The sequence below is a fragment of the Erythrobacter sp. JB1-4 genome, assembly GCF_057365025.1.
Window position 1 is genome coordinate 251,635 of record NZ_CP200292.1, and the last position, 13,967, is coordinate 265,601.

At 56.6% G+C, this 13,967-nt stretch carries 18 protein-coding genes; 8 read left to right on the forward strand and 10 right to left on the reverse strand.

Annotation, left to right across the window (positions count from 1 at the left end; all coding sequences use genetic code 11):
- Nucleotides 1-13 precede the first annotated feature (13 nt).
- Together AC0V61_RS01285 and AC0V61_RS01290 are read left to right on the forward strand one after the other, a co-directional pair.
- Nucleotides 14-271 (forward strand): ATP synthase F1 subunit epsilon, encoded by a 258-nt coding sequence (locus AC0V61_RS01285; RefSeq protein ID WP_486155449.1) that lies wholly within the window; start codon nt 14-16, stop codon nt 269-271.
- 139 nt (nt 272-410) lie between these two features.
- On the forward strand, nt 411-1,427 hold the full coding sequence (locus tag AC0V61_RS01290) for a hypothetical protein (RefSeq protein ID WP_486155450.1): 1,017 nt from the start codon (nt 411-413) through the stop codon (nt 1,425-1,427).
- A 4-nt stretch (nt 1,428-1,431) separates the two neighbouring features.
- Here the strand turns inward: AC0V61_RS01290 and AC0V61_RS01295 are convergent, their stop codons facing one another.
- On the reverse strand, nt 1,432-1,920 hold the full coding sequence (locus AC0V61_RS01295) for an RrF2 family transcriptional regulator (RefSeq protein WP_486155451.1): 489 nt from the start codon (nt 1,918-1,920) through the stop codon (nt 1,432-1,434).
- A gap of 63 nt (nt 1,921-1,983) precedes the next feature.
- Here AC0V61_RS01295 and AC0V61_RS01300 point away from each other — a divergent pair, with 63 nt between their 5' ends.
- From AC0V61_RS01300 to AC0V61_RS01310, 3 genes are all read left to right on the forward strand, one after another.
- On the forward strand, nt 1,984-2,613 hold the full coding sequence (locus tag AC0V61_RS01300) for a hypothetical protein (RefSeq protein WP_486155452.1): 630 nt from the start codon (nt 1,984-1,986) through the stop codon (nt 2,611-2,613).
- Nucleotides 2,614-2,683: 70 nt separating this feature from the next.
- On the forward strand, nt 2,684-4,816 hold the full coding sequence (locus AC0V61_RS01305) for a prolyl oligopeptidase family serine peptidase (RefSeq protein ID WP_486155453.1): 2,133 nt from the start codon (nt 2,684-2,686) through the stop codon (nt 4,814-4,816).
- Nucleotides 4,817-5,045: 229 nt separating this feature from the next.
- Entirely contained in the window at nt 5,046-5,291 is a 246-nt protein-coding gene (locus tag AC0V61_RS01310; protein WP_486155454.1) for a DUF1153 domain-containing protein, read from the forward strand.
- Nucleotides 5,292-5,364: 73 nt separating this feature from the next.
- Here AC0V61_RS01310 and AC0V61_RS01315 read toward each other — a convergent pair whose 3' ends face one another.
- From AC0V61_RS01315 to glmU, 4 genes are all read right to left on the reverse strand, one after another.
- On the reverse strand, nt 5,365-6,012 hold the full coding sequence (locus AC0V61_RS01315) for an SOUL family heme-binding protein (RefSeq protein ID WP_486155455.1): 648 nt from the start codon (nt 6,010-6,012) through the stop codon (nt 5,365-5,367).
- 68 nt (nt 6,013-6,080) lie between these two features.
- Nucleotides 6,081-6,392 (reverse strand): HNH endonuclease, encoded by a 312-nt coding sequence (locus AC0V61_RS01320; RefSeq protein WP_486155456.1) that lies wholly within the window; start codon nt 6,390-6,392, stop codon nt 6,081-6,083.
- Nucleotides 6,350-6,751 (reverse strand): hypothetical protein, encoded by a 402-nt coding sequence (locus AC0V61_RS01325; protein ID WP_486155457.1) that lies wholly within the window; start codon nt 6,749-6,751, stop codon nt 6,350-6,352. Before AC0V61_RS01325 ends, AC0V61_RS01320 begins: the two co-directional genes overlap by 43 nt.
- A gap of 3 nt (nt 6,752-6,754) precedes the next feature.
- Nucleotides 6,755-8,110 (reverse strand): bifunctional UDP-N-acetylglucosamine diphosphorylase/glucosamine-1-phosphate N-acetyltransferase GlmU, encoded by a 1,356-nt coding sequence (glmU, locus tag AC0V61_RS01330; protein ID WP_486155458.1) that lies wholly within the window; start codon nt 8,108-8,110, stop codon nt 6,755-6,757.
- 95 nt (nt 8,111-8,205) lie between these two features.
- Here glmU and AC0V61_RS01335 point away from each other — a divergent pair, with 95 nt between their 5' ends.
- The 3 genes from AC0V61_RS01335 to AC0V61_RS01345 all read left to right on the forward strand — a co-directional run bounded on the left by AC0V61_RS01335 (nt 8,206) and on the right by AC0V61_RS01345 (nt 10,743).
- Complete coding sequence (locus AC0V61_RS01335) at nt 8,206-8,889, forward strand: HAD family hydrolase (protein WP_486155459.1); 684 nt, start codon at nt 8,206-8,208, stop codon at nt 8,887-8,889.
- Between the two features lie 156 nt (nt 8,890-9,045).
- Complete coding sequence (locus tag AC0V61_RS01340) at nt 9,046-9,975, forward strand: SDR family NAD(P)-dependent oxidoreductase (RefSeq protein ID WP_486155461.1); 930 nt, start codon at nt 9,046-9,048, stop codon at nt 9,973-9,975.
- Nucleotides 9,976-10,101: 126 nt separating this feature from the next.
- Complete coding sequence (locus tag AC0V61_RS01345) at nt 10,102-10,743, forward strand: DUF4328 domain-containing protein (protein ID WP_486155462.1); 642 nt, start codon at nt 10,102-10,104, stop codon at nt 10,741-10,743.
- A 43-nt stretch (nt 10,744-10,786) separates the two neighbouring features.
- Here AC0V61_RS01345 and AC0V61_RS01350 read toward each other — a convergent pair whose 3' ends face one another.
- The 5 genes from AC0V61_RS01350 to AC0V61_RS01370 are packed head-to-tail and all read right to left on the reverse strand — an operon-like array spanning nt 10,787 to nt 13,903.
- Complete coding sequence (locus AC0V61_RS01350) at nt 10,787-11,155, reverse strand: DUF2794 domain-containing protein (protein WP_486155463.1); 369 nt, start codon at nt 11,153-11,155, stop codon at nt 10,787-10,789.
- On the reverse strand, nt 11,155-11,892 hold the full coding sequence (gene epsC, locus AC0V61_RS01355; RefSeq protein ID WP_486155464.1) for a serine O-acetyltransferase EpsC: 738 nt from the start codon (nt 11,890-11,892) through the stop codon (nt 11,155-11,157). The genes AC0V61_RS01350 and epsC overlap by 1 nt, the downstream gene beginning before the upstream one ends.
- 56 nt (nt 11,893-11,948) lie before the next feature.
- Nucleotides 11,949-12,590, reverse strand: coding sequence for an ATPase (locus AC0V61_RS01360; RefSeq protein ID WP_486155465.1), 642 nt, complete (start codon nt 12,588-12,590; stop codon nt 11,949-11,951).
- Between the two features lie 16 nt (nt 12,591-12,606).
- Complete coding sequence (locus AC0V61_RS01365; protein ID WP_486155466.1) at nt 12,607-13,314, reverse strand: hypothetical protein; 708 nt, start codon at nt 13,312-13,314, stop codon at nt 12,607-12,609.
- Nucleotides 13,217-13,903 (reverse strand): hypothetical protein, encoded by a 687-nt coding sequence (locus AC0V61_RS01370; protein ID WP_486155467.1) that lies wholly within the window; start codon nt 13,901-13,903, stop codon nt 13,217-13,219. Before AC0V61_RS01370 ends, AC0V61_RS01365 begins: the two co-directional genes overlap by 98 nt.
- Nucleotides 13,904-13,967: the final 64 nt, after the last annotated feature.

Here is a 13,967-nt window from a genome sequence, read left to right on the forward strand (position 1 = left end):
GATAAACACGAAAATGGCACTCCATTTTGAACTCGTAACCCCTGCTAAGCAGGTCCGCTCTGAGGAAGTCCACATGGTTGTGGTTCCCGGCTCAGAAGGCGAATTCGGCGTTCTCGAGGGCCACGCGCCGTTTATGAGCACGATTCGTGATGGCGCTGTTCAGGTGTTTAAATCAGCCGGCGGTGAGCCTGAGCTCATCAACGTCAAAGGCGGCTTTGCGGAAGTCGGCGAAAACGGCATCACAGTGCTTGCGGAACATGTTGAGGGCTGACTGCTATCAATAATTCGATATCCTATTGAAGGGCGATCAGAAGGTCGCCCTTTTTCATTTGCGCGATGCGCACCCCTTTATTGAATTCAGAATAGTGCTAGCTTTCCTCACCGTTGGTTAATCGACGAGGGGGACACCAGTGACAGAGGAACAAGCACTACCGACAAAAAATCCGGCGGGCGTTGTCAAAGGGGCCATCGAAGCGTGTGGGCGTCATCCCTTCGCGACGGGCTTGTTTGCGCTTCTTGGCTTTTTCGGTCTGATCTTCGCGTTCTACGACTTTAATGTCTCCCAAACACAAGCCGAAGAAAGTTCGGTTGCTCAGGCAGAGATCAAGGACGAGATCAAAGCAGTTGGCGAAGCAGTAGCAGAAGCCACTGTTGCGAATGAGCCTGCCGAAGCAAAGCCGAGATTTGTACCTATCGAAGCAGCATTTAGCGAAACAGATTACACCAGTGACAGAGTTACATTCGACAAGGCGTTTATAAATGATAGCAATCTCGATTTCTCCGGAATGGCCAGCTACGAAACGGCGAACTGGCTGAAGACTAATGACCCCCGCGCCGTGCAGGACTTCTTCGTCGCAGCCTTCTCTGTGACTTCGGCCGCAGACCGCGACTATGTTCAAATAGCCCCGTACATCGTCATTCAAGTCATTGAGGCCAAGCCGTTCGGAGATGATTACGCGTTTATGGATGTCGGAGAGTACGGCGGCGGCGCAAATGTCCGGGAGTTCAACGGGAATGTGAGTCCAGAACAAGGGCTGCAATTCATTCCACTCGTGGACACCTATTCTGGTGAAATTCGCAGGGATATTGACTTTTTCACTCTTGCGCCAAGAGAGCCAGAAGAGTTTGTGCTTTGGTTTTCAACGCGCCCTGGATACCGATATGTCGTTCGTGCAGGCCTTCACTACAAGTTTGACAGCGAACACAGCATTCACTGGGTCTCAAGACCATTCGTCACAGGTTCGCCTGCTGAAAATCACGTGGTGCATCAGTGGGACGGGACCTTTCAAGAACCAACTGACTGGTATTGGGATTCCGTAGCGCTCCAAAAATTTGATCGCGACACCGAAAATCAAGCCAAACTTGCGGAGAGCGGAAAGGTCTTCAGGCCATCGCAAATTCCGGATTCGGCATTACGCCTCGAATAACAAACTAAGCGACCTGCCTCTGCACCCACTGCGCGACGTCAACAAAGTGCTCTGGCTTCCCATTGGCCGCAGCCTCTTGCATGATAATGGCGAGCGTCTTTGAGGCTAAAGCATCGCGGTAGGCGGCTTCCGCCTCGGCAAAGGCGCTAGCGATTTCGCATGGGGCTTTGCAATCGGCGCGTTTTGCGGCGCACGGGCCGTTCTGGCGGATTTCGGTGCACCGGAACGCAGGCGAAGGCCCTTCAATCGCGCGCACGATATCAAGCAGGCTGATGTCGTCAGGGCCGCGCGCCAAGCGGTATCCACCGCCCTTGCCCCGCACGCTTTCCACAATCCCTGCCCGCCGCAGCAGCTGCATTTGTTTGGCGAGATAGGCCGACGGGAGCTCATAAAACTCAGCAAGTGCATCCACGCTTAGCCCCCTACCTGGCGGCAAAATCGCTACAATCGTGCAGATGTGCGTGCACCACTCCACGCCCTTACCCAATTGCATGCTTGACTCCTTAACCGGACATTATTTATCCGGATATAAATTATCTGATTAAAGGGGGATGGCATGGCTCTCACATCTAGGCAAGTTCGCGAGGCCCATGGGCGCGTTGCATTATTGCTGCTGATCTTTATCGCGGTGCATTTCGCGACGCATTTCAGCTCACTTGGCGGGGTGGAGGTTCACACCCAAACACTGGGGTGGGCGCGGCTCCTTTATCAGTTTCCTCTGATCGAGATCGCCCTTGTTACAGCGTTTGGCGCGCAGGTGGTGCTTGGGTTCAAGCTGCTTGGCATGATCCGCCAGCGGAGGACCACAGATCGCTGGCATTGGATGCAGTTTTTGAGCGGGTGCTATCTTGCCTATTTCATCATCCAGCACACGGCAGCTGCGCTGATTACGCGGCTTTATGCAGGGCTCGACACCAATTTCTATTGGGCGGGCGGGACGCTCATAATCGAGCCGATCAAGTATGGCTTTGTGGTATACTACGCGCTGGCGGTGATCGCTGTGGTGTGCCACCTCCTTGCTGCCCTGCACTTCCGAGCGCCCAAGAATTGGCATACCCCGGCCCTTGTCCTTGGCCCAGTGATCGCCGGTGCATTCTTGATTGGATATAGCGGCGTTCTCGCACCCTATGACCTGCCGCAAGAATACCGGGACTATTATACGTTCTTTCCCGGCGTAGAGAGCTAGAATTCCCCCTTCACAAGGCTCCCACAAACCTCCACATACCAAGGCAGCAATCCTGTTTAGGAGAGAAGGTTTGAAACTTGTATCCACTCTTGCTTTGGCGGCTGTCATGACCATCGGCGCTGCAACCACCGCAAATGCCGACGATCACACCGATGATGGCGTCCCCGGCCCCGATCAAGACCCCTACATCTGGCTCGAAGAAGCTCGCAGCGATGAATCGCTCGCCTGGGTCACGAAAGAGAACGAACGCACCCTTGGCGTTCTCGAGGCCGACCCGCGATTTGAGACGCTGAAGGCCGAAGCGCTTGCCATCTTCGATAGCGAAGACCGCATTCCTTTCGTGAGCTTCCGCCCCGATGGCCTCTACAATTTCTGGCAGGATAAGGAGAACCCAAAGGGCCTCCTTCGCCGCACAACGATTGAAAGCTATCAATCCGATGAGCCGGTTTGGGAAACAGTGCTCGACGTCGATGCTCTTGCCGAAGCAGAAGGCAAGGAGTGGGTCTTCAAGGGCTCAACCTGCCTGCCTACAAACATGGAAATGTGCATGGTCGCGTTATCGGATGGGGGCGAGGATGCCACCATCATGCGCGAGTTCAACACCACCACAAAACAGTTCGTCGAAGGCGGCTTTGAGCTACCTGAAAAGAGCCAAGGCGGAATTCAGTGGGTCGATGAAGACACGCTAATGGTGGGGCGCAACTTTGGCGAAGGCACCCTCACCGACAGCGAATACCCCTTCACCACCCGCGTGTGGAAGCGCGGCACTGACATCGCTGATGCGCAAGAAATTTACCGCGGTGAGGCAAGCGATGTTTGGGCAGGCGCGAGCCTTGTGCGCGATGCAGCGGGCACGGTTCACGCGACAACCGCGTTCAGAGGCGTAAGCTTCCATGAAAGCGAATACTTCTGGCTGAGCCCCACAGATGAGTGGGTGATGCTCGATATTCCAAAGAAGGCGTCCCCTTACGGTATCGTCGATGGACACATGCTGGTTTCCACCGATGTGGATTGGGAGACAGATGGTCAGACCTTCCCTGCAGACAGCCTGATTGCCGTTGACCTTGAGGAGTTCAAAAAGGATCCCAACGCGGCGGCCAAAACGCTCGTCTGGGCGCCCGGTGACCGGCAGACCAAACGCGGCGGCGCGATTACGGCTGGTGCGCTCTATGTGGGCCTCCTCGACAACGTCGTTGGCAAAGTCCTGAAGTTCAACTTTGAAGATGGCGCATGGAAGAGCGAAGAGGTCGCCCTGCCCGACAACGCCACGGTAGGCATTGCGGCAAGTTCGAATGAGAGCGAGCAGATCATGTTCACTGTCACCGACTTCCTCAATCCCACAACGCTCTATTACACAGATGGTTCGGGCGATCCTCAGCCGCTCAAGACCTCGCCAGCGCGTTTTGACGCGACCGGCATGGAGGTCGAACAGCACGAGGCGACCAGCGCTGATGGGACGAAAATCCCGTACTTTATCGTCAAGCCTGAAGGCATGGAGATGGACGGCGAGACGGCGATCCTCATGAGCGGCTACGGCGGCTTCCAAATCCCCCGTCTGCCAAGCTACCTTGGCTCAACCGGCAAGATGTGGCTGGAGCGTGGCGGCGCCTATGTGCTCGCAAACCTTCGCGGCGGCGGTGAGTTTGGCCCTGGCTGGCACCAAACCGCTATTCGCGAGAATAAACAGCGCACATGGGATGACTTTATCGCTGTGGGTCAGGATCTTGTGGACCGGGGCTTCACCGCGCCTGAGCACCTTGGCATCCAAGGTGGCTCGCAAGGCGGTCTGCTTGTCGGTACGGCGTTCACGCAGCGCCCTGATCTATTCAATGCCGCCATCGTCGCAATCCCGCTGTTCGACATGCTGCGCTATCACGTCATTGGCCGGGGCGCTTCATGGATCGGCGAATATGGCGATCCGCGCATTCCTGAGCAACGCGCATGGATTGAAGGCTATTCGCCCTATCAGATGATCAAAGAGGGCGTGGATTACCCTACCCCCTTCCTTTGGGCATCAACGGCTGACGACCGCACCCACCCAGCGCATGCGCGCAAGGGGGCCGCTCGCCTCAAAGAGCAAGGTCATGACTACTACTACTTTGAGGATATGACCGGCGGCCACTCAGGCGGCGTCGACAATGAGCAGCGCGCCAAGCTTCAAGCGTTGCAATATATCTATTTGATGCAGCAATTGATGGACTGATTTGAACCTCAATCAAGGGTCCAACGATTCTAGAAAAGGGCGGTTTCCTCGCAGGGAAATCGCCCTTTTTCTTAGAGCCTGTAAGCCAATCCGACACTTTGAACTCCATTCGTCGCAGGGGAAACACGGGAGCTTGCGTCAATGCGAAATTAACCGTCTCTGGCAGGGCCTCGTTAAGTCGAAACTCCAATTCTTGTCATCACTAGGGGCGAGAAAAGGAGTAAATCGAATGGCGTACCCACGTGACATATCCATCGCCCAAGCGATCAAGCAATATGGTCTTCCCAAGAGCCACCGCGCGCATTGGTCCCCGGCGCGCAAGGCTGGTGTTGTGCGCGCTGTGCATGAGCGTGCCATGAGTTTTCACGAGGCGCGCGAGCGGTATCTCCTGTCGCGCAGCGAGTTTGAAGAGTGGGAGCGCGACTATACCGGTGGCACCGCCGCCTTGTCTGGCTCGCGGCTCGAAGACGCTTAACAAGACACCCCCGAGGTCGCCAGCCCGTGGTCTTCGGTGCCCTACCAGCTAAACCTTCCCGCTGGCAGGTATCCTATTGGGCGGCGACCTCAACCATCACTTCATTGCGGCGCAAAGGTCCGGGCACCATTGGAGCATCATAAAAGGCATATTTGACACCACCGATGGCGGTCAGACCTTGAGCAGCAATCCATTGGCGCAGCTCCGCCTCTTTCTCCATCAAATCGCCGTCATCTGCATTGCCAGAAAAGGTTATTGCAGCTGTGCGCCGTGCCGGAACTTCTATCAGATCAATATCAGAAGGCGGGGTTGGCAAGGTCTCCATGGTGTATTTTGACGGCATTACAAACCGCATCCGCCACTCGCCCTCACCCGTCTGATCAGACATAACCGGCGAGGTCATTGCAATAGGCTCACTTTGATCCACCCGGTCTGTCATCACCGGGGAGGTCATCGCAATTTCTTCACCGCCTTCGGGCCGATCATTGGCAAAGATATAGGCAGCAAGCCGCTGAAAGCTTTTGCCGCGAACGCTATTGCGCGATCCGGAGTGGGTGACCTCAGCGACAATCATCGGCTTATAGTCGCGAACCTCAAAGTCGCCATCGGCCATGACGACCGTATAATCTGGCTTTTCAATATCGCGATACTGCGCAAAGGCGACTGCAGCACCGACCGCTGCCAAACCCGCACCTGCCGCGACCCATTTGCCGATAGCCATTGTTTCATCCTTTCAATTGCTTCGTCCCACTAAGCAATTGGCGGGTGCATTGGTTCCTTTGAGAATGTTCATCGCCTGGTTGGCGCGTGGAAATCGGGTTCTTTGCGCTCCACCCATTTAACGAATTTGGCAATCGCTGGATTGGCGCGGATGGTATCCGGATCATCCCCAATGCGGGCAAGCTCGGCATTGGTGAAATTGGTGTGGATCGCCTTGTGACAGATCGGGTGCACAGGCACGGTCGCGCGGCCCTTCTTCGATTTGGGCACAGGGTGATGCCATTGGATGAGTGTCTGGAAGGGACGGCCGCACAGCCAGCAGACGTTTGGCGGCTCGGTCACGAGCCTGGGCCGAGCACCTGATCGCGATAGTCTCGCCATTTGGCCAGGGCCTCTGGGCCAACTGCTTCTTCAAAGAACTTGCTCTCAGCGCTTTCAATCCCGCGCACGCCCAATTCATTCAACAGGCAAGCGATCACAGGGATCGAGCCGCTATCGCCTCGCACATGGAGCGCGAAACTCATACAAGGGTCTTTGTCATTGATATTGAACTCAATCGACCAGCCACCGCCCTCCAAAACGCCCCAATCGGTATCGTCGAAACTGACCTCGGGACAAACCCGGCGGATCGTCTCAATCACATAAGCACGCTGACCAATTGGCTGAGGTTGGAAGGTATCTGGTATGTCATCCACGCTGGCATAGTCGCCAAAGTCCTGAACAAATATATCCCAGCTCATGGCTCACCGATCCTTCTTCGCCGCCGCCTTCTTTTTCTTCATCGTGTCATGAAAGCGATCGGCCCAGCCCGGCTTCACGCTTTGCTCTGCGCGTACCATGCGAAGGTCGCCAGCACCCACATCGCGGCTCACCGCTGAGCCTGCGGCAACGATTGCATCATCACCGATAGTGACGGGCGCGATGAGGGCAGAGTTTGAACCGATAAAGGCACGCTCGCCGATAGTGGTCTGATATTTGAAATAGCCATCGTAATTACAGGTGATCGTACCCGCGCCGATGTTCGCGTCTTTGCCGACGGTTGCATCGCCGATGTAAGAAAGGTGGCTGGCTTTGGCGCCGGGACCAAGGGTTGCCTTCTTCATTTCGACGAAATTGCCGACAAAGCTGTTTTCTTCCATCACCGCGCCGGGGCGAAGCCGAGCGAAGGGGCCTGCCTGCGCGCCGGTTGCGAGGGTCGCGCCTTCTAGGTGGGTGTAGGCCTTGATGTAGACACCGTCTGCAACGCTTACGCCGGGCCCGAACACCACATGCGGGTCGATGGTCACATCGCGGCCAATCTTGGTGTCGTGACTGAAAAACACAGTGTCAGGAGCTTTTAGCGTCGCGCCTTCTGCCATCGCCTTTTGCCGGCGAGCGGCCTGCCAACGCTGTTCGGCTTCGGCGAGTTCGGCGCGGGAGTTGATCCCGGCAACTTCGTCCGCATCGCATTCAATCACCACGACCTTATCGCCGCGCGCAATTGCTCCGGTGGCTACATCGGGGAGGTAGTATTCGCCTTGCGCGTTATCATTGTCGACCGCGTCAAGCAGAGGCCACATATCGTCCGAATGTGCGACAATGAGCCCGGAATTGCACAAGTTCACGGCGCGCTCTTCTTCGCTCGCATCCTTGAATTCGACCATCTTGGACACCGTGCCATCGGTATCAGCAATGATCCGGCCATAGGCGAGCGCGTCGTCAGGACGAAAGCCCAGCACCGCAACCTTTGCCCCGCTTGTCAGAGCGCCCAGCAGCCGCTGAACCGTTGCAGCGCTAACCATCGGCACATCGCCAAAGGTAACCATCACATGGCCGCTAAAGCCCGAGAGTGCCTCCTTCGCCTGAAGCGCCGCATGCGCCGTCCCGTGCTGCGGGTCTTGCAGCGCCGTTTCCACCGCGCGCCCCTCAATCGCGCCATCGATCTGCTCGCGGCGGTCACCCACAACCACCACGGTCTTCTTGGGGCTAAGCGTCTCAAACTCATCGAGGATGTGCATCAGCATGGGCTTACCCGCGATCGGGTGAAGCACTTTGTGCATATCGCTTTTCATGCGAGTGCCCTTGCCCGCGGCAAGGATAATGGCGGCGAAATCTGTCATGGTTTGACCCTATACCACGGAAATTCTCAAATTCCGGTTCGCTTGCCAGCAATTGCTTGCAGTTTGAAGTCCGTTCCTTCACCCACGCCCCCGATATGAGCGATTTTCCCTTTTCAGCCGTCGGTTTTGACCTTGATGGCACTCTTGTCGACAGCTTCCGCGATCTGGGCGAAGCGGTGAACCACGCGCTTGGACATGGCGGGTTTGACCGTGTTTCGGTGGAAAGCTCTAAGGACCTCATCGGTGGCGGGGCAAAAATCATGCTGAGCCAAGCTGTCGACGCGCAAGGCGGCTTGCCTGCCGATGAGTTCAAAGTCCTCTACAAGAAAATGCTGGCGTTCTACTCTGAGAACAACGCCGTACACACCCGCCCTTACCCGTACGCACGCGAAGTGGTCGCTAAACTCAAAGAGCGCGGCGTGAAGGTCATTGTCGTCACCAACAAGTTCGAAGAGTTTGCCCGCAATATTCTGACCCAGATCGACTTTATCGATCCGTTCGAGGGCGTAATCGGCGGCAACTCGCTGGGCAAAGGCCCGGATGGGCAATATCTCGCCAAGCCCCACCCCGACCCCATTATCAAGGCGCGCGAGATCTGCGGTGGCGGCAGTTTCGCCTTTGTCGGGGACAGCACCTACGACGTGAACGCTGCCAAAGCCGCCGGCGTGCCAGTGATCGGCGCGGCTTATGGATATTGCGACAAACCTCCCCACGAGCTTGGCGCAGATGCTGTGATTGATTCGCTCGATGGCCTTATTCCCGCCCTTGAATCGCTGTAAGTCATCCATCTGACGCTACGGCAGCGCCTCTGCACAAAACCCCCTGTTGCAACGCAGCGAAAATCCTGCCACCCAGCGCCCCACAACAAGTTTACGCGCGCGTAAAGCTCGCCTCAAACCGATAAGAGAATTTTGGACGGAAAGGATACCACCCCCATGAGCATCGATTTCAAAGATAAGGTCGCCATCGTCACTGGCGCAGGCGGCGGTCTGGGCCGCGAATACGCTCTCGAACTCGCCCGTCGCGGCGCAAAAGTTGTCGTCAACGACCTTGGCGGCTCGCGCGATGGCACTGGTCACTCTGACATGGCTCTTCAAGTCGTAAAAGAGATCGAAGAAATGGGCGGCGAAGCCATATCGAACGGCGGCTCTGTCACCGAATACGACCAAATGGAAAAAATGGTCGCCGATGCCAAAGCAAAATGGGGCCGCGTCGACATCCTCATCAACAACGCTGGCGTTCTTCGCGATAAGACCTTCGCCAAAATGACGCCTGATGATTTTGAGTTCGTCCTCAAAGTCCACCTGACGGGTTCGGCCTTCGTCACCAAGGCATGCTGGGAAACCTTCCGCGAGCAAGGGTATGGCCGCATCCTGATGACCGCGTCATCCACCGGCCTGTTCGGTAACTTCGGGCAAGCCAATTACGGCGCGGCGAAACTCGGCCTTGCTGGCCTTACCAAGACGCTGCAACTCGAAGGCGCGAAATACAACATCCGCGTGAACTCACTCTCACCAGTGGCCGGTACGCGCATGACCGAAGACCTCTTCCCCGAAGAAGCTTTCAAGCTTTTCGACCCAGTGAATGTCGTCCCAGCCGCGCTCTACCTTGTGAGCGAAGATGCCCCCACCAACGCCATCGTTGGCGCTGGCGCTGGCGGTTTCCACTCCTCATGGGTTGTCATGAACGATGCAGTTTGGCTTCCCGATGGCGAGCGCACTGTGGAGGGCTTCGCGGATCGTTGGAGCGATATCAGCGATTTCTCTAACCTCATTGCTCCGCAATCGGGTTCTGAGCAATCTGGCGCTATTCTCAAGGCGATGCAGAAAGTCACCGGCACTGGCCCAGACAGCGCTCGCGGATAAATCCGCAGGCTAAGCCACACCAAGGCTTGCATTTTTTCGGCTCCCGCGCAGAAATGTGCGGGAGCCGTTTGCTTTAAGAGCATTGCCGCAGGCAATCATACGGCGATCAACAAGGGGGACCATTGGGTGCAAGCCGAAAATCTGCGCACGCCTGCGCTTATTGCAACAATTTCAGCCTGGGTGGTGTTGGGCTTTTCTGCCCTTTCGGCCCTTGCTCACGCAGCTTGGCTGCTCGCCTATTTCCAGTTTGAGACCTACGCGGGCCAGATGCTCGCTGTTCAACTGCTAGACTTGTTTGGCAACCTTGCCTTTTTATTGTCTGTCATCGCGGTTCTGGTGTGGACCTTTACCGCACACAGCAATCTCCACCGCGCGGGGCTTACCGGGCTTAACTACTCGCCAGCTTGGGCAACCTTCAGCTTTCTCGTACCGTTCGCCAATCTCATCGTGCCCATGCGCGCCATGCGCGAGCTCGCTAACCGGAGCGCAGGAGAGCCTGAGGAGTTTTCCGAAGCGGAAGTCAACGAGGTGCAGGCCTGGTGGTCGCCATGGCTGGGATCGATATTCCTTGGGCTCTTCGTCACCTACACACAGCTCGTCGACCTTATCCCATTCGTTTTTGTGACCACGCCATTTTGGGCGACCGAGGGCCTTATCATTTTGACCAATGTGTTCTTGGCGACTTCGGCCTTCTTCCTCATCAAAGTGGTCGAATTGGTTACCCAAAACCAATTGAGCGGGATAAATCCTGCCTCAACATTTGAATGAACGCATTCTGGGGGAACCCGATCTGAGCAAAAACGACGAAGGCTTAGTCGTCCACCGCTTTCATGAGCCGTCGCTCCATCGGTGCCAGAACGTTGGCGAGGTCTGAACCCCGCTTCAAGACCTGTCCATGTTCACCAAAAAGCGTGTACATACCCTGTTTATTGCGAAGCGAGGGCCGCTTTTCGATACGCGCGTTCGGGCGCTCAGCGGCTCTGCGGAAGGCTGAAAAGGTGGCGGCACGCGGGTCGAAGTCCATGGCGTAATCGCGCCATTCCCCTGCGGCGACCATTCGGCCATAGAGGTCTAAGATGCGCTGAAGTTCGTCGCGTTCAAAGCCGATCTGACCTTGAGCGGACTTGCCGGGGAACCTTACAATTTGGCCAGTCCTGACCTGACCGCTGCCAGACTTCATCAATCAGCAGTCCCGCTTTTCTTGTCCAATTCAAAGCTCGCCTGAATAGGTTCAGACGCGGCTGACGAGCTGGCTGCCTTTAAAGCGGCTAATTCTGCCTTCATCTGGCCTAGTTCGCTTTCAAGCTTTTCGATGCAGTCGACCTTATTGCCGTCCGCGTCCTCGCACTCCATCGCCAATGGGGTGCCATAGGGAATAAAGTCCTTGAGCCATTCCTCTGCGGGCACAAGCGTCGAGCGCGCTTTCATCGCAACCATGGTCGCGCCCGCTGGCACTTCTTCCATCACCACAGCATTTGCCCCGATCCGCGAACGCTCACCCACAACGATGGGACCGATGACCTGCGCGCCTGATCCGATGATGACATTGTCCTCAATCGTCGGGTGACGCTTTCCACCTTTGCCATTGGTAGGGTTGGTGCCGCCCAGAGTAACACACTGATAGATGGTGACATTGTCGCCAATATCGGCGGTCTCTCCAATCACCGTGAACCCGTGGTCGATGAAGAAATTCTTTCCAATCTTTGCGCCTGGATGAATATCGATCGCTGTCAAAAGTCGGCTTAGATGGTTCACGAAACGGGCAAGGAAAAACAACTTAGCATTGAAAAGCCAATGAGCCACGCGGTGAAGACCAAGCGCCAAAACGCCGGGATAAAGCAGCACCTCCCAACGCGAACGCGGCGCAGGATCGCGCTCCTTTACAGAGTCCAGATAGGCTTTGAGCTTTGTGAACATGACCAGATTCTCTCACCAAAGGTGCACAAATGCAAATTTTTTGCAGCTGTTCCGCCTTACAACAACTTTGCCTGCGAAGGCCCATGCAAAGCTTCCAGCGCAGCGCGCCACACTGACATGGTGGCAGGAACGGCGCGTTCAAGACTAATGCGATCAATGGTGGCGACCAGTGTTTCTATATCAGCAAAGCTTCGCCGTGTGCGCGGCACCAGATAATCGGTGGCACCTTCTGCCAAAGACAAAGAGCGCGCCTGTGCATGCGCGTTGATCAGCTCGGCTGCCATGTCGTCATCTGGTTCGCCAATGACTAGCTGAAGGGAGCCTCCGAGGCGCGATTTGAGATCGGGAAGAACCACCTCCCACGGCGTATCATTTGCGATAAGAAGCAAGGGTTGGCCTGCGTTTGAGCCACCGTCTTGAACAGAGTTCCAACGGTGGAAGACAAGAGCCTCCTCGATAACATCAGCGCCATCGAGAACATCAATCCCTTGCGCCAAGGCCCAACGCCCAAGCAGCGATTTGCCGGAGCGCTCAGGCCCCGTCAAAACGGCGGTGCGAAAGGGCCAACTTGCCGGGTTGCGAAGGGCCTCGACCACCCTTGCATTGGCGTTGCCTATCACAATGCGCTGAGGCTCGCCGCTAGACCCAATTGTAAGCGGCAGGGCAATTTGCGACGGGATATCCTTCACCTCAGCCATACACAATAATCCGAATTTATCGGCTTATGGCAAGCGCGCCTGCCCCTTCGCGAACCGCAAAACCGCGCGAGCGAAGGGCAGCGGCAAGCGCGGACAGCTCACCGGCGTAGCTTACCTGCATGACAGACGTGCCACCCATGGCCGTGCTGGTCACAGACACTGCGCGTATTCCGGAAACTTGGCGCACGCTGGAAAGGCTCGCATCAAACGCCATTGCATCAGGCGTTGCGAACTGGATCGTGATGTTCTGAACCGAAGCCTGGGCAGGCGCCGGCGTATTAGGTGTCGCGATGACTGTTTCTGGCGATATGTTCGCAGCAGCTGTTGCCTCTTCTTGCGCTTTGTTACGCGCCTCGATCGCCCGCCCAATTTGGATCAGACGCGCGATGGCAGGGTCAACTTGACCCGAGCTGCCAAGACGCAAAGTGGGATCTGGTTGCAGCTTACCTTCAACAAGTGCCTGCTCATAAATCCGGTCAATACGGTCCACAGCCTCCCCCAACATCTCAGGCAGAGCGCCCGGACCATCGGCCTCGAGGGTAAAGCTCTCGAGCAAGACGCTATCAGGCCCATAACGCGCTGTGAACGTCCCGGTGATCGGGCCGCCGGGGAATTGGTGATCCAATTTAGCGATGGGGACCAGCGCATCGGCGGCGCCATATTGGTCGAGGGTCAAACGCCACCATGCACGACTGCGACGGCCTGCTTGCCCATAATTGAGCAACAGCGAGATCGCCACCTGCGCCCGATGGCCGGACATAGTCGATCCGGCTCGTACCAGGATTGAATTCCGCCCAAGCGCGCTGCCATGGATTGCGGACCTCGAACGCTGTGTAACTTCCACCGCTTACCACCACCGGGATGAGGAGCATCGGCGCAGAAGACCGCTTGGCCGCAGCACCGCCCAAGAAGCGCCCTGCACGCTGACGATCGAAACTTACGCCAAGAGTTGCAACATAGCGTTTTGGGCCCAAGCGCTCGCGCTGAATGACGATTGCAGCCACCAAATTGTCGAGTTGGCTATCAGAAACCGCTGGGCCTCCGGCCTGTGCCCAGGCTTTTCGCGCAGCTTGTTTCCACGCTTTCGTGCGCGCGTCATTGGCATTGTCGCCGCGTACATCGACTTCGATCCCGCGCACTTCGATATCTGCGCTCGATGCCGTGGGTGCGATGCCGCGCTCACCAGAAACTTGTGCCAAGACAAAGGCGTATCCGCCAGCCAGAAACACAATCGCCAACAGGCTCGCGGCCACCCAGCGGGCGCTAAACGCGGCTCTCACAAACGGGCCAGAAGGGTGTGCTATTGCCGCCATCGGGGAAATCTCACCCGTCTTTGCCCAAACACGCGTGGAATTCCAAGCCTATTTGGGTAAAGCC

Excerpts from the sequence above, each read along its gene's own strand:
- AC0V61_RS01285 (WP_486155449.1), top strand. The coding sequence starts at position 14 with ATGGCACTCCATTTTGAACTCGTAACCCCTGCTAAGCAGGTCCGCTCT.
- AC0V61_RS01295 (WP_486155451.1), bottom strand. The coding sequence starts at position 1,920 with ATGCAATTGGGTAAGGGCGTGGAGTGGTGCACGCACATCTGCACGATT.
- AC0V61_RS01300 (WP_486155452.1), top strand. The coding sequence starts at position 1,984 with ATGGCTCTCACATCTAGGCAAGTTCGCGAGGCCCATGGGCGCGTTGCA.
- AC0V61_RS01310 (WP_486155454.1), top strand. The coding sequence starts at position 5,046 with ATGGCGTACCCACGTGACATATCCATCGCCCAAGCGATCAAGCAATAT.
- AC0V61_RS01315 (WP_486155455.1), bottom strand. The coding sequence starts at position 6,012 with ATGGCTATCGGCAAATGGGTCGCGGCAGGTGCGGGTTTGGCAGCGGTC.
- AC0V61_RS01320 (WP_486155456.1), bottom strand. The coding sequence starts at position 6,392 with ATGGCGAGACTATCGCGATCAGGTGCTCGGCCCAGGCTCGTGACCGAG.
- AC0V61_RS01325 (WP_486155457.1), bottom strand. The coding sequence starts at position 6,751 with ATGAGCTGGGATATATTTGTTCAGGACTTTGGCGACTATGCCAGCGTG.
- glmU (WP_486155458.1), bottom strand. The coding sequence starts at position 8,110 with ATGACAGATTTCGCCGCCATTATCCTTGCCGCGGGCAAGGGCACTCGC.
- AC0V61_RS01335 (WP_486155459.1), top strand. The coding sequence starts at position 8,206 with ATGAGCGATTTTCCCTTTTCAGCCGTCGGTTTTGACCTTGATGGCACT.
- AC0V61_RS01340 (WP_486155461.1), top strand. The coding sequence starts at position 9,046 with ATGAGCATCGATTTCAAAGATAAGGTCGCCATCGTCACTGGCGCAGGC.
- AC0V61_RS01350 (WP_486155463.1), bottom strand. The coding sequence starts at position 11,155 with ATGAAGTCTGGCAGCGGTCAGGTCAGGACTGGCCAAATTGTAAGGTTC.
- epsC (WP_486155464.1), bottom strand. The coding sequence starts at position 11,892 with ATGTTCACAAAGCTCAAAGCCTATCTGGACTCTGTAAAGGAGCGCGAT.
- AC0V61_RS01360 (WP_486155465.1), bottom strand. The coding sequence starts at position 12,590 with ATGGCTGAGGTGAAGGATATCCCGTCGCAAATTGCCCTGCCGCTTACA.
- AC0V61_RS01370 (WP_486155467.1), bottom strand. The coding sequence starts at position 13,903 with ATGGCGGCAATAGCACACCCTTCTGGCCCGTTTGTGAGAGCCGCGTTT.